The following is a 12,832-nucleotide window of genomic DNA, read 5'->3' as shown; positions in this document are numbered from 1 at the left end:
TATACGCGTGGATATTCATCGTCTTCAGGGAAATATTAAATCGCCGCTCCCCAGTGTGAAGGAGAGAAAAGCCGAAAAGAATCCGTTCTCGGAAATGATGCAGACCGAACAGTCCAAAACATTCAACCGGCAGATGGGTATCATGCTCGAACAGCTCGATCAGCAGGGCAGGCGTTTGATGGAGCACCAGACCATTCCGGAGTTAAAAGAGTATAAACGCCTTGTAAGAGAAATTATTACAGAGCTCAAGGACCACGGATTGAATCTGCATGAAGAAAGGTCGTTTGGCAGCGACGGACGGCTCAAAACCCATCAGCTGATTGAAAAGATTGATAAAAAATTAGTGGAAATGACAGACCAGATGCTGCAGCAGGAACAGGAACCCCTCTCCCTTCTCGGTATGGCCGGGGAAATAAAAGGCATGATTATACATCTCTACGGATAAAGGAGGGCATCTATGAGTATAAAGGTTTTATTCATCTGTTTAGGAAACATCTGCCGTTCGCCAATGGCAGAAGCGCTTTTGCAAAAGCATCTGCAGGAAGCGGGAGTGGGAAATAAAATCAGCGTGGACTCAGCCGGCCTTGGCGATTGGCATGCAGGCTCATCTCCGCATGAAGGAACGATCGGTGTACTTGAACAGCACGGTATTTCTGCGAGTCCGGGAACGGCCCGGATGGTGAATGCCGGAGAAGAAGCTGATTATATTGTAGCTATGGATGAACAGAACCTTGAAATGCTTCAGGATTTTAACGTTTCCACTAAAGAAGGAAAAGTATGGAAACTGCTGGATTTTCACCCTGAGCGCCGGAGTGAGGATGTGCCCGACCCTTATTTCGATAATAATTTCAGCCATGTGTTTGAACTGGTTAATACGAGTACCCTTCATTTACTACAGTGGATTAAAGAGCAGGAGAATGCATAATGGATCATATTCAAAAAGCAATACGATACGTAGATCCACTGGCAGAAGTAACCAATATAGCAGCTCTCTCCGGAGGAAGCATCAGCTCTGCCTACCGGGTGGATACAAATCGGCGCTCCTATTTCCTGAAATGGCATGAAGAGGCACCATATGATTTTTTCCGCCAGGAAAAACGTGGACTTGAATTCCTGCGTGAGTCAGAAGCGGTGCATGTGCCTGACGTGCTGCACTGGTCGAAAAAATTTATTATTATGGATATTATTCAGGGGAGCGGAGACAGCCGTACCGATGAATGGCTTGGGATTGACCTTGCTAATCTCCATCAATCCTCCGGGCATTATTTCGGGCTGGAGGAGGATAACTTCATCGGAGAGCTTCCACAGGAAAATTCCTGGGAAACAAGCTGGGTGCGTTTTGTCAGAGACCACCGCCTCAAGCCGCAGATGGAAATCGCCAGATCCCTCGGTAAACTGAATGAAAAACGGGCCCGCCGACTTCGCTATATTCTGGACCATCTCGGAGAATGGATCCCTGACGACCGGCAGCCGGTTAAGCTGCACGGAGATCTTTGGGCGGGCAATTGGCTCACGGGAGAACAGGGGCGCCCGTATTTGATCGATCCTGCCTGCTGGTACGGAGACTACGAATTTGACCTGGCCTTTACCCGGCTGTTTGGCGGCTTTTCGGAACGAACGTATGAAGCTTATGAAACTATTCAGCCGGTGGAGGCTGAATTTGAAGAACGGATGCCTCTTTATCAATTATACTATTTGCTTGTCCATTTAAATGTGTTCGGGGAAATGTACGGGGGGCAGGTAGACCGGGTGCTTGCGTTATACAGCGGGAGCAGCTGAATGGGACCTTTCTTTGGAAAGGTCTTTTTTATGCTTTTATAATGTCTATTTTCCTGGGCTCCGGGGCAGGTTGAGAATGCAAAAAAACGGGAATAAAACTTTGGACGTGAACATAAGGTTTCAACAGAGAGGGGCTTTTTGGAGTGAGAGATACGCGAATCGCAGTAATTGGAGCGGGCCCCGGAGGACTTACCGCTGCCATGCTGCTGCAAAGTCAGGGTTTTCAGGTAAGTGTATTCGAAAAAGACGATAAAGTAGGCGGACGCACCTCCCACGTAGATGTAGACGGATACCGCTTTGATAAAGGTCCGACATTTTTAAGCATGCCTCATATTGTAGAGGAAATCTTTGCAGCAACCGGGAAGGATCTGGCCCACTATATTTCGTGGAACTATCTGGATCCGATGTACGAATTATTTTTCGAAGATTCAAGCTTCCGACCGACTTCCGATAAAAAGGAAATGAAACGAAGAATCGCGGCTTCGTTTCCGGGGGATGAAAAGGGATATGACCGCTTTATGCATGATCTGGGTAAACGATGGGAGGCGCTTTTGCCGGTGCTTGAGCATGAACACGGATCACTGCTGGATTATATGAAGCCCCGGACGCTTAAAGCCCTTCCACACCTGGCACTCGGTAAGTCTGTGTACGACGTGCTGAGCCAGTATTTTTCCGATGAGAGGCTGAAGCTTTCTTTTACCTTTCAGTCCAAATATTTAGGAATGTCCCCGTGGGACTGCCCGGGAGCTTTCAGCATCCTTTCCTACATGGAGCATGAATTCGGGATAGTGCACCCTACCGGGGGATTGAACCAAATACCAAAAGCAATGGCTAAAGCATTTGAAGAAGACGGCGGACATCTTTATCTGAATACGCCGGTTAAAAGAATCCGCACGAAAAAACAGCAGGCCGTAGGGGTAGAGCTTGAAAACGGGGAAGTATTTGGAGCAGATGAAGTGGTAGTGAATGCTGATTTTGCCTACGCAGCTACCGAATTGTTCGATGAACCGCTGAAAAAATGGAAAAAAGAAAAAGTGGCTGATAAAGACTATTCCTGCTCAGCGTTTATGCTTTACGCCGGCGTGGACGCTGCTTATCCTGAAGCGGCCCACCATTCTATCGTGTTTTCCAATGATTATAAAAAGAATGTAGAAGAAATGATTCATGAAAAAATTGTTTCAGACGATCCGTCGATCTATATCCATAATCCGGCAGTTACCGATAACACGCTCGCACCAGCAGGAAAGTCACCAATTTATATGCTTGCCCCGGTGCCGAACAATCAGAGCGGCATCGACTGGGAAAGCAACAAGGACAGCTTCCGGGACCTGGTGCTTGACCAGGTGGAAAGCCGGTCACAGTTTAAAGGCCTCCGGGATCATATTGAAGTGGAAAAAATTTATACACCCACTGACTGGCAGCTCGACAGTAACGTTTATGAAGGGGCTGTGTTCAATCTGTCCCACCGCTTAAATCAAATGATGTATTTCCGGCCGCATAATAAGTTTGAAGATATCAGGAACTGCTGGCTGGTAGGCGGAGGTACGCATCCAGGCAGCGGACTGCCGACAATTATTGTATCCGGCCGTATTACTGCCCAGGCACTGACGGCTAAATATGCCAGGGAGCGTGCGCAATGAAAAATATTATCGTTGGAAGCGGGATCGGCGGACTTGTGACGGCTCTTTACAGAACGCAGGCGGGTGAAGAAGTAACGATAGTGGAAAAGGATAAAGAAGCAGGGGGAAGGATCAAATGGGTAGAGCAGGACGGATTTAAAGTTGATGAAGGACCGACAATCGTTCTGCTGCCCGAAACAATTAAATCAATACTTGCTGAAGCGGGGATGGATCCGGAAGTGCTTGATATGGAGCGGATTGATCCATTGTATCGGATAGTTTTCGCCGACGGGACGGAATTTTACAAATGGAGTGACCCTGAAAAACAGAAAGAAGAAATGGCCCGGGTTTTTCCGGGAGAAGAAGATAATTTTGAAAGATTCATGCGCGATATGAAGAAAAATTTCCTTCAGGGAGAAAGGGATTTTTTATCCCGCTCATTTATGCGAAAACGGGAATTTTTCACTGCAGCTAATATTCGCTCCCTTTGGCAGATGAAAGCTTATCAGTCGGTTAGAACCCAGGTGGCTGATTACTTTACAGACCCCCGGCTCCGGGACGCGTATTCCCTGCAGACACTCTACATTGGCGGCAACCCTTCCACTACTCCCGGGATTTACTCCCTGGTTTCCTTTAGTGAACAGTATCACGGCATTTGGTATATACGCGGAGGATATGCAACGCTGATCGAAAAAATTAAAGAAGAGCTTGATCGTCGCGGAGTGCTATTTCGGTTTGAAGAGACGGCATTAAGCATTCAGGCTAAGGGAGAGACGTTTACCGCCCTGAAAACGGACAAGCGGGTAGAGCCGGCAGAACGGCTGATCTGCAATTGCGAGCTTCCGGCCGCAGAGCAGCTGGTGGAAAATAAATCACAAAAAAAATACACTTCTTCATCAGGATGCTTGCTAATTTACTTAGGATTAGACAAAATATATACAAAGGCCTCTATACACCAGTTTTTTATGGGCAGCAATTTTGACCACCAGATGAAGCAGGTTTTTAACACGAGGGAATTGCCAGAAGAGCCGAGTATTTATGCATTTCACCCGTCTTTAATAGACTCTGCCCTCGCCCCGGAAGGCAAGAGTGTACTGTATCTGCTCGTTCCCGTGCCATCAGGAGATAACGTCGACTGGGAGGCGCAGGAAGAGTTTATTCAGTCTGTTTTAGAAACGGTGGAGAACAAAGGATTCCCGCACCTGCGTTCTTCCATTCAGTGGATGCAGGTCCGGACGCCCCAGGACGCCGGCAGATACGGTCTGTATGAAGGAGGCAGCTTTGGCATAGCTCCGAGCTTTGCCCAGTCAGGTGCCTTTCGGCCGCAGTTTAAGCCGTTTTCATACAACAACGTATACGCGGTAGGTGCCTCTACGCATCCCGGTGGCGGTGTCCCAATTGTCATGCAGGGAGCAAAACTGTTAGCAGAGCACCTCGGGACAGGGAGAAAGCAGAATATGTTCTGATATACACCCGGCAGGGGACCAGCCATCGCTTGGCTTCTGAAACGCGGGAGAGGGGATGAGAAGTATGAAATCAACGTTAGAAGAAGCGTACGAAGAGTGCCATCGTATTATTACAATGCACAGCAAAACTTTTTCGAAGGCATTTGATATTCTGCCGCTTGAAAAAAGACGGGGCGTTTGGGCTGTCTATGCTTTCTGCCGGACGGTCGATGATATTGTGGATGAAGGAGAAAACCCCGAACAGGAATTAAAGGAATTTGAAACAATGTTTCATCAATTTCTGCGTGATCCATTTTATCAGCCGTCCCTCCAATGGATTGCACTAAGGGATACTTTCGAACGTTTCGATATGGAAGTCCAGCCCTTTTTGGACATGATCCAGGGCCAGTATATGGATCTGGAAAAAATTTTTTATTACACACTGGAAGAAGTTGAAGGATATTCCTATTATGTAGCAGGAACTGTAGGACTGATGCTTCTGCCTATTCTATCCCCGGAGCGTTTTGAACACCTCAAGCCAGGAGCAGTTGCCCTTGGAAAAGCGATGCAGTTGACGAATATTCTCCGGGATGTTGGTGAAGACCTGGAGCGGGGGCGTATTTATTTTCCCGTCAAAGTACTTGAAAAGCACGGCTATACCAACAGGGATCTTTATGATCACCGGCTTGATCCGTCATTTGTCCAGGCGTGGGAAGAAACTGCCGCACGTGCAGAGGATCTTTATGCAGAGGCACTTGAATCTATTGAACAGTATCCGAGGGATGCAAGGTATCCCGTCAAAGGCGCTGCTTACATGTATCAGGCCATTTTAGAATCGGTACGGAAAAATAATTACCAGGTATTTAAGGAGCGGGCCTACGTGTCCAAACGGGACAAATGGAGTATTTTAAAAAGGCTGTCCTCGTAACAATGCCAATATGAGCAGAAGATAAATTAAACCACCGGGGCCATTCCGGTGGTTTAACTCTTTTTAGAGGTATCATCGCTTTCTTCCTCGGGCGAGGCTTAGTTAGTGTCTTTGCTGTTTGGGTCCCGCTGGTTTTTTCCTTCTTCCTGTGGTTCAATGTCTGCCTGGTTGTCTTTTCTTTTTATCTCTTCTTCCGGAGAATTTTGGATATTTTGGTTGGCGCTGCCTTCAGAGGAAGAGGTGCCGGAATTACCGGAAGAAGCAACCTGTTCAGCTCCCTGTTTTGCCTGATCCTTCACTCCTTCAAGCTCCTGCTCAGCTTCTTTAGCTGTGTCGGCTACATCCTTCAGCTCGTCCCCGGCTTCTTTAGCTGTGGACACTACGCCTTCGGAATCCTTTTTCACCTGCTGAATCTGCTCAATAATGTCCTTGCCATAATCATTGTAAATCTCCTGCAGCTGGGTCGTCGCCTGCCTGGCAAGCTCTACTGTGCGCTGGAAGCGGCTTTTCAGCTCTTCTGTGTCAACTTCCTGATTTGCTTTATTTACTTTGTCCCTGATTCCCTCGCTGCTGCTTTCACTGCTGCTTCCGGTTCGTCTTGTGTACCAGTAGACGCCTCCCCCGATAGCAGCGGCTGAAAGTGCAACCATGGACAGTTTCTTGCTGTTTGATGTATTACTCATTGTATCTACTCCTTTTAGTTTTATCATACGGAAATAACGGTTTGGGAAATAAAAAAAGTCAGCAAAGAAAAAGCTTTCTTTTGCTGGCTCATGGGTTAGCTTCGTGTCCAACCATTACCACCGTGCTTATGATGCAAAGTAAGTTTTAGCTATAGGCATATATCCTTTATGCTTCTTTAGTAAACCTTCTATTGAAGGTTGCCATAAACATCATTTTTAGCGAAATTTCTAATGATAGCGTTCAATTCAGCTGCAGCTCTGGTAGGCAGCTGGTGCGCTTTACCCTGAATGTGAACATTATGCATATGGGGGAGATGCGATTTAAAGTCGTGCTGATGTTTCTTTACAAACACATCGTTGCTGCCAAATATCGTAAGGACTGGGCAGGTGATATGAGGGAGAAGACCTGTACTGTCGTAATATCTGCCGTTCAAATACATCTGTTCCATCACGCCGGGATCGCTGTTTTCAATATTTTTTTCGATGCGTGCCTGCTGGTCCTGCTTTTTGGTATGAGAAAAGGCCAGGCCTTTGCCAATAGTGCCGAGTAGGTGTTCATACGTACTCCAAATGCCGAGGCGGAATTTTCCGGCCAATAGGAACGTTCGTACCTTTGGAAAGCTGCTGATTAATACGAGTGCTTTTGTTTTTTCAGGATACCGGTAAGCAAATTCCTGGGCGGGCAGCCCGCCAAAGGAATAGCCGCAGAGAATAACCTCCTGGGCCCCAAGATGAGAGACCAGGGCGTACATATCCTCCGCCCACTGGCGGATGGTCCCGTCGGCCGTTTCCCCGCATTCGCTTCTGCCGTTTCCCCGGGGATCGAAGGTAACTACCTTAAACTGGTCTTCAAGAGGGTGCTGCTGCTCAAAGGCCGCACAGCCGAGCCCGGGAGGAGAAATAAATAATAGCACGGGACCCCGGCCGCGCTGTTCATAATATAGTGAGGTATCGTCTGAAGTGAAATATGGCATAAGCAGACTCCTTCGGCTTTCGTCAGCCTTAACATTAAATTTTCATCCTAATTCTTCTTTACCTTCAATCTATATTAATAAACTTCAAAGCGTGAAAGTGCCGTGAAAAAGCACCCTTAAGCAGATGAAAGCTTAAAGGTGCCTGATTTCATATACAAGTCTGCTCCTGTGATAGTCATTAACGTCCTTTGGCGGCTTCATCTTCTGCTTTCGGGCTGGATAAAAACCATCCGCTGGCCGCAATCACAACGAGGACAATATAGAAGGAGGCCTTCCACAGCGGTGAATGGGAAAATGCTTCCGGAATGATATGCGGGGAAGGGTGGCTCAGTGCATAAACAGCAAGTTTTACACCCACCCAGCCGACGATCACGAAGGCAGTTATTTCAAGACCTGGACGTTTTTCCAGCAGGGTAACAAATTTACTGGCAGCAAAACGCATAATGACTACCCCAATCAATCCGCCGAATAAAATCACTGCGAAAATACCTCCGTCTAAACCGCCAATTGCCGGAAGGCCAGAAGCAGGAAGAGTAATAGCCAGGGCAACACCTGCAAGAATAGAATCGACGGCAAACGCAATATCTGCAAGCTCTACCTTGAACACAGTTTTCCAGAAGCCGGGCGATTTCGTTTCCTGTGCAGCAGCAGCCTCGTTTTGATGCTGGCGGTGGCGGACCATGTGTCTGATGATATGATTAATGGCGATGTAGAGAAGATACGCCGCTCCGATCGCCTGGACCTGCCACACACCAGCCAGAAAACTGATGATAAACAGTGATCCAAAGCGGAAAAGAAAAGCACCAAACAAACCATAAAACAAAGCTTTTTTCCTCTGTTTTTCAGGCAGGTCCTTAACCATTACCGCTAATACCATCGCGTTATCGGCTGCTAACACGCCCTCAAGCAGGACCAGTATTACCAGAACCCAGCTGTACTCCATTAATAAACCTACATCCATTTCTTTTCTCTCCTTTAGGGAAAGGCATGAAAAAAGCCTTTTCCCTGAATGATTCGAAGGAAAAGGCACAAAAAAACCCTTTCCTCCCCGAAAGTGCTGCGGAGAAGAAAAGGTCTCGCTTATAGTCGGATAACTACCATCAGCACCGGGGCGTCAAGGCCCGTCATGACGATGCAGATGCTGAAAAGCTACTCCCCTTTTATTCTATGTTAATCATATTCTGGAAGGCAGGTAAAGTCAATCGTTATTTGCTGAATATAAGAAGGAAGATTAAAAAGCATTGAAAATCCCGTGCGGCTGGTGCATAAACGGTTTTGAAATCCACTGGCAGAGACTATATACTATGGATAAAGCACTTATTCCACGGAATATAAAAGGAGAAAGGTATGCCGGATTCAAGAAAAAACCTACGCTACTACTTCAAAAATCAGCCACTGCACGGAACCTTTTTCATTTACCGTATGGACAGTACGATCGTAAACAGTGCAGAAGGAGACATGGTTATCTATGATCTTTCCGGGGGAGGCCTGCGGGTTTTTTCCCGCTTGAATCTGCCAGTTACAGACCGTGTGCTTTTGACTTTTTCCTTTCGTTCGCTCCATAAAAGCTTCATCCTCCATGGCCATATAAAAAGAAAGGAAAAGCAAAGCGACGGCTTCATGTACGGCGTCTTTTTTCCGGATAAAGCCAATGACCAAAAAAATGACCTGGTGCGCACGGTTCATCAATTGAACCTCGAACAAAAAGAACGTGGAAGTTAAGACGACGGCGCTGAAAGTTACTATTAACTCAGCATGTAGATAGAAGAGAGGGGTTTGTATGGATAACGATCTATTAAAAGAGCTGCTGCTGATTGCCCGTATTGCTGCTAAAGAAGAGGGAACTATTACCCCGGATGATGCCAATGAAGAGGCTCATTTTGATTACTTGATCAAAGAAGCGATGCTCGAAGCAGAAAAAGTAACAGACGACGAAGAAAAGGTCGAATATGTGGACCCGGCAGTTACAGAAAAGGGCAACCGATTTATCAACGTGTAACCTAAGCCCCCTTGGGAAGAGAAAAATATCAGGATAGCCTTTTAATATAAACAGATCCTCCAGCCTTCTGCCGGAGGATCTGTGGCCCGTGGGTCCTGTTTTTTACTGGGCCGCCATGCCACCGTCAATACGATACTGGGAGCCACTGATAAAGCTTGATTCGTCAGAGGCAAGGAACAAAGCGAGATTTGCAATGTCTTCAGATTCTCCGTAGCGGTTCATTGGGATGGCCTGCTCCTGTTCGGTTCGTGCGGATTCAGCATCATCCGGGTTGAATCCTTTTTCAAGTGAACGCATCATTCGGGTATTTGGCGGCGATGGATGAATAGAGTTCACGCGCACATTGGAATCTGCGACTTCGAGAGCCGCCGTTTTGGTCAGGCCGACCACTCCGTGTTTAGAGGTAATGTATGGACTAACGCCCGGCGTACCCATCAAACCAGCCACAGAAGAAGTGTTAATAATGCTGCCGCTGTTTTGTTTCGCCATAACTGGCATGACATATTTTAAACCGAGAAAGCTGCCCAGTACGTTGACGTTCATCACCTTCATAAAATCCTCTGTAGTCTGTTCCGGAATAGGAGCTACTCTGCCTTCGATACCTGCGTTGTTAAAAAATACATCTAACGTGCCAAACTGGTGCACAGTCTGGTCCACGTAATTTTTAACATCGTCTTCATTGGTCACATCGGCCATCGTTGTTTCTACTGGCTCGTACTCATCGAGTTCAGCTTTAGCACTGTCCAAAGCTTCCTGATTCATATCAACGAGCATCACATTGGCGCCTTCCTGAAGAAACCTCTTAGCAGCAGCCTTGCCGATGCCTCCAGCTCCTCCAGTTATTATCGACGTATACCCTTCCAGTCTTTTCATGAAAAAACCCCTTTCATATAAGGATTTATTTTATAAAATGATCCTTTTATCGTTTTCCCCTCAGTCTAAAGATGTAAAACCGAGATAAAGACTTACCGGCTTTCTCTGTATTTGAAGGCAGGTCATTCGTATAAACAAAAAAAGCATGTAACTGGCACATGCTTGGAAAATCAATGCTTGGTAGTCACTGCGCGCAGCAGTATTACCGTGACTTTTGATTTTTAATGATGTCGTATTAATAATAGTATCGGCTAAAGAACGGTGTACCCAATTATTAAATAAGCAGTTTTGCCTGAAAGAGGGCTGGTGGGAGGCAGGTAACATTCGGTCAGAAGCTGATGTTTAAATTCTGGTTTGAAAGGTAACTAAAATAAAGCGAGCATTGGTAAGAGTGTGAGTTTTTTATCGATAAGATGCATAAGACTAACCACGCATTAAATGCTGATATTCCTGCAGCCTTCTGGCAGGAGTTGCGTAAAGAAAAACTGGTTTCCACTGAAGCGCCGCTTCCAATTAAAGAGTAATCAAAATTAAAATTTTAGCCGTCGCGCCTGAATAAAGGCGCGGCGGCTTTTTGCTCCGAAGAGAAAATAAAAACAGGCCGAAAAGCTCCAGGGCCTATTGAACAATTAGGGTAGCGGTCATGCCTGCATGCCCCTCCCCGCATGGCACACTGCAGTAGATGTTATACTCCCCGGGCTCCTCCGGGGTGAACGTGGTTTCTCCTTCCCCCTGAATGTCAACATCAAAGCCATCGATAGCAAGCCCGTGTCCGCCTTCCTGACTCGTTAAGCTGACGTTCACAGGCTCCCCGGCATTAACTGTATACTCCTCCTTATCGAATTCAAAGTCAGTAGCGGTAACATCCATTGTTTGAGCATCAGCGTTTTCACTGGTGCTTTCGGATTCGTTACCTTCATCACTGCCGCAGCCGGAAAGAAAAACAACTAAGGCAAGAAAAAGTGCTGACACAGAAAATTTCACAGTAAAATCTCCTCTCAATATAGTATATGAGGTGATACAAAAAAGCATACCATCGGATGCACACTTAGTGTAAAACATAATGACAGGTAAAAACAAAAACAGACTTACAGTTTAAAAGAAATCATTTGGAAATGACGGAATTTTTGTTATTTTCAATACAGAAAAGTAGATTTAAAGACTTGATACCTTTATAATAGTTGTAGCTTCATTGATTCAACCGAATGAATTTTTAGGAGGAGTTACTTATGGCAAAAACAGTCTGGTCCGTTGACCCTGTCCACAGTGAAATTGGCTTTTCGGTAAAGCACATGATGATTTCAAAAGCGAAGGGAACATTTGATCAATTTGATGCAACGTTAAAGGTGGATGTGGAAGATTTAACAGATGCGGAAATCGAAGTGGTAATCGATGTGGCGAGCATTAATACAAGCGATGAAAACCGTGACGGTCATTTACGCTCAGAAGATTTTTTTGACGTCGAAAACTATCCCAACATGAAGTTTGTAGGCAAAGAGGTTAAAAAAACGGGAGAAAGTGAATATGACGTGACCGGAGATCTTACGATTAAAGGTACAACCAAAGAAGTTACCGTTGATGTTACGTACGAGGGACAGAGCAAAGATCCGATGAGCGGAAATATAGTAGCTGGATTCAGTGGTCAGACCACCATCAACCGCAAAGAATTTGGTTTAACATGGAATGCCACGCTTGAAACAGGCGGAGTGCTCGTTGGCGAAGATGTGAGAATTAATATTGAGCTCGAGCTGCATAAACAGGACTAAAGCTTACACACAGTATCGTTTAAAAAAGGCCTTTTAGAGCTCCTTTGGAGATTTCTAAAAGGCCTTTTCCTGTGAGAAAACCATTATCCCTCTATTGAAAGAGAGAACTTATCCGTAAGCACCGGAAGCTAACAGCACAAGAGCAAAAAATACTGCGAGCCCGACGGCGAGTCCAAAATACAATTTGATAAAATGCCACATAACGTTGCTTTCTCCTTTCGAAAGGAAATGTGGATAACGCTGTAAAGCGCGGTCAGTAATAAATACAATAAAGGAAACAGGCAGGACGTATAAAGATAATAATACCAAAAAGAGCAGGCTCTGCCCAGAAAAAGCGGCCCTGCTCTTTTTAATGAAAAGCTGTAGCAATAAAATGCTTCTTTATTTTAAAACGATGGATCAGCGTGGTATATAAAATTTAATTTAATTCTTTTGGTTTTCGAAAGGTCTGTTTAAATCTTCAAGGTCTTTCACATCTTTGTTATTGCCTTCCCGTATGTCTTTCCGGTACTTATCGAGACGCGCTTGTTTTTCATCCAGCTCAGCCAATACTTTTGGACAGTCTGTACTATTTTTCTTTTTCATTTCAAGCCCCTCTTTCTAATAGTTATCGCTAAAGTCAGTATGTTGGATTTTTACGGCTTTTACAATAGGTCTATAGATGATATATGGTTTATATGTTTAAAAATGGCTCTTCACCAAAATATGGACTTGACGAGTTGTCGTCGATGGTTTCCGGTTTCCAGGCGAATCCGCAGGCTGAGAT

At 45.8% G+C, this 12,832-nt stretch carries 15 protein-coding genes; 9 read left to right on the top strand and 6 right to left on the bottom strand.

Going from position 1 to position 12,832, the window contains the following annotated elements:
- Positions 1-7 precede the first annotated feature (7 nt).
- The 6 genes from ACTTK7_RS09430 to ACTTK7_RS09405 all read left to right on the top strand — a co-directional run bounded on the left by ACTTK7_RS09430 (position 8) and on the right by ACTTK7_RS09405 (position 5,771).
- The gene (locus ACTTK7_RS09430) at positions 8-445 is read left to right on the top strand and encodes a YaaR family protein (RefSeq protein ID WP_462867679.1); all 438 of its coding nucleotides are present in this window, start codon (positions 8-10) and stop codon (positions 443-445) included.
- A gap of 12 nt (positions 446-457) precedes the next feature.
- Positions 458-925 carry a low molecular weight protein-tyrosine-phosphatase gene (locus tag ACTTK7_RS09425; protein WP_462867677.1) on the top strand — a complete coding sequence of 156 codons (468 nt, stop codon included), beginning with the start codon at positions 458-460 and terminating at the stop codon, positions 923-925.
- Positions 925-1,779, top strand: coding sequence for a fructosamine kinase family protein (locus tag ACTTK7_RS09420; protein ID WP_462867675.1), 855 nt, complete (start codon positions 925-927; stop codon positions 1,777-1,779). The genes ACTTK7_RS09425 and ACTTK7_RS09420 overlap by 1 nt, the downstream gene beginning before the upstream one ends.
- Positions 1,780-1,922: 143 nt before the next feature.
- Positions 1,923-3,419, top strand: coding sequence for a phytoene desaturase family protein (locus ACTTK7_RS09415; protein WP_462867673.1), 1,497 nt, complete (start codon positions 1,923-1,925; stop codon positions 3,417-3,419).
- Positions 3,416-4,864 (top strand): phytoene desaturase family protein, encoded by a 1,449-nt coding sequence (locus tag ACTTK7_RS09410; protein WP_462867671.1) that lies wholly within the window; start codon positions 3,416-3,418, stop codon positions 4,862-4,864. Before ACTTK7_RS09415 ends, ACTTK7_RS09410 begins: the two co-directional genes overlap by 4 nt.
- Positions 4,865-4,928: 64 nt before the next feature.
- A complete protein-coding gene (locus tag ACTTK7_RS09405; protein ID WP_462867669.1) occupies positions 4,929-5,771 on the top strand; it encodes a phytoene/squalene synthase family protein in 843 nt (280 codons plus the stop codon).
- A gap of 98 nt (positions 5,772-5,869) precedes the next feature.
- Here ACTTK7_RS09405 and ACTTK7_RS09400 read toward each other — a convergent pair whose 3' ends face one another.
- The 3 genes from ACTTK7_RS09400 to ACTTK7_RS09390 all read right to left on the bottom strand — a co-directional run bounded on the left by ACTTK7_RS09400 (position 5,870) and on the right by ACTTK7_RS09390 (position 8,389).
- Complete coding sequence (locus ACTTK7_RS09400; RefSeq protein WP_462867667.1) at positions 5,870-6,454, bottom strand: hypothetical protein; 585 nt, start codon at positions 6,452-6,454, stop codon at positions 5,870-5,872.
- A gap of 188 nt (positions 6,455-6,642) precedes the next feature.
- The gene (locus tag ACTTK7_RS09395) at positions 6,643-7,428 is read right to left on the bottom strand and encodes an alpha/beta fold hydrolase (RefSeq protein WP_462867665.1); all 786 of its coding nucleotides are present in this window, start codon (positions 7,426-7,428) and stop codon (positions 6,643-6,645) included.
- Positions 7,429-7,606: 178 nt separating this feature from the next.
- Positions 7,607-8,389, bottom strand: a complete 783-nt coding sequence (locus tag ACTTK7_RS09390) for a TerC family protein (RefSeq protein WP_462867663.1) — start codon at positions 8,387-8,389, stop codon at positions 7,607-7,609.
- 386 nt (positions 8,390-8,775) lie between these two features.
- On the opposite strand from ACTTK7_RS09390, the gene ACTTK7_RS09385 reads away from it, so the two are divergent.
- A complete protein-coding gene (locus ACTTK7_RS09385; protein ID WP_462867661.1) occupies positions 8,776-9,150 on the top strand; it encodes a PilZ domain-containing protein in 375 nt (124 codons plus the stop codon).
- A gap of 58 nt (positions 9,151-9,208) precedes the next feature.
- Positions 9,209-9,427: a hypothetical protein gene (locus tag ACTTK7_RS09380; RefSeq protein ID WP_462867659.1), complete on the top strand. Its 219-nt coding sequence runs from the start codon at positions 9,209-9,211 to the stop codon at positions 9,425-9,427.
- 102 nt (positions 9,428-9,529) lie between these two features.
- Here ACTTK7_RS09380 and ACTTK7_RS09375 read toward each other — a convergent pair whose 3' ends face one another.
- Together ACTTK7_RS09375 and ACTTK7_RS09370 are read right to left on the bottom strand one after the other, a co-directional pair.
- Positions 9,530-10,300, bottom strand: a complete 771-nt coding sequence (locus tag ACTTK7_RS09375) for an SDR family NAD(P)-dependent oxidoreductase (protein ID WP_462867657.1) — start codon at positions 10,298-10,300, stop codon at positions 9,530-9,532.
- A gap of 618 nt (positions 10,301-10,918) precedes the next feature.
- Entirely contained in the window at positions 10,919-11,284 is a 366-nt protein-coding gene (locus tag ACTTK7_RS09370; RefSeq protein WP_462867655.1) for a cupredoxin domain-containing protein, read from the bottom strand.
- Positions 11,285-11,529: 245 nt separating this feature from the next.
- On the opposite strand from ACTTK7_RS09370, the gene ACTTK7_RS09365 reads away from it, so the two are divergent.
- On the top strand, positions 11,530-12,066 hold the full coding sequence (locus ACTTK7_RS09365; protein WP_462867653.1) for a YceI family protein: 537 nt from the start codon (positions 11,530-11,532) through the stop codon (positions 12,064-12,066).
- A 423-nt stretch (positions 12,067-12,489) separates the two neighbouring features.
- Here the strand turns inward: ACTTK7_RS09365 and ACTTK7_RS09360 are convergent, their stop codons facing one another.
- A complete protein-coding gene (locus tag ACTTK7_RS09360) occupies positions 12,490-12,651 on the bottom strand; it encodes a hypothetical protein (protein ID WP_462867651.1) in 162 nt (53 codons plus the stop codon).
- Positions 12,652-12,832: the final 181 nt, after the last annotated feature.

The sequence above is a fragment of the Marinococcus tarijensis genome, from assembly GCF_054971385.1.
The sequence above is the reverse complement of the archived record's forward strand: the minus strand, read 5'-3'. Positions and strand labels throughout refer to the sequence as shown.

Excerpts from the sequence above, each read along its gene's own strand:
- ACTTK7_RS09400 (WP_462867667.1), bottom strand. The coding sequence starts at position 6,454 with ATGAGTAATACATCAAACAGCAAGAAACTGTCCATGGTTGCACTTTCA.
- ACTTK7_RS09375 (WP_462867657.1), bottom strand. The coding sequence starts at position 10,300 with ATGAAAAGACTGGAAGGGTATACGTCGATAATAACTGGAGGAGCTGGA.
- ACTTK7_RS09385 (WP_462867661.1), top strand. The coding sequence starts at position 8,776 with ATGCCGGATTCAAGAAAAAACCTACGCTACTACTTCAAAAATCAGCCA.
- ACTTK7_RS09360 (WP_462867651.1), bottom strand. The coding sequence starts at position 12,651 with ATGAAAAAGAAAAATAGTACAGACTGTCCAAAAGTATTGGCTGAGCTG.
- ACTTK7_RS09410 (WP_462867671.1), top strand. The coding sequence starts at position 3,416 with ATGAAAAATATTATCGTTGGAAGCGGGATCGGCGGACTTGTGACGGCT.
- ACTTK7_RS09395 (WP_462867665.1), bottom strand. The coding sequence starts at position 7,428 with ATGCCATATTTCACTTCAGACGATACCTCACTATATTATGAACAGCGC.
- ACTTK7_RS09405 (WP_462867669.1), top strand. The coding sequence starts at position 4,929 with ATGAAATCAACGTTAGAAGAAGCGTACGAAGAGTGCCATCGTATTATT.
- ACTTK7_RS09365 (WP_462867653.1), top strand. The coding sequence starts at position 11,530 with ATGGCAAAAACAGTCTGGTCCGTTGACCCTGTCCACAGTGAAATTGGC.
- ACTTK7_RS09425 (WP_462867677.1), top strand. The coding sequence starts at position 458 with ATGAGTATAAAGGTTTTATTCATCTGTTTAGGAAACATCTGCCGTTCG.
- ACTTK7_RS09380 (WP_462867659.1), top strand. The coding sequence starts at position 9,209 with ATGGATAACGATCTATTAAAAGAGCTGCTGCTGATTGCCCGTATTGCT.
- ACTTK7_RS09420 (WP_462867675.1), top strand. The coding sequence starts at position 925 with ATGGATCATATTCAAAAAGCAATACGATACGTAGATCCACTGGCAGAA.
- ACTTK7_RS09390 (WP_462867663.1), bottom strand. The coding sequence starts at position 8,389 with ATGGATGTAGGTTTATTAATGGAGTACAGCTGGGTTCTGGTAATACTG.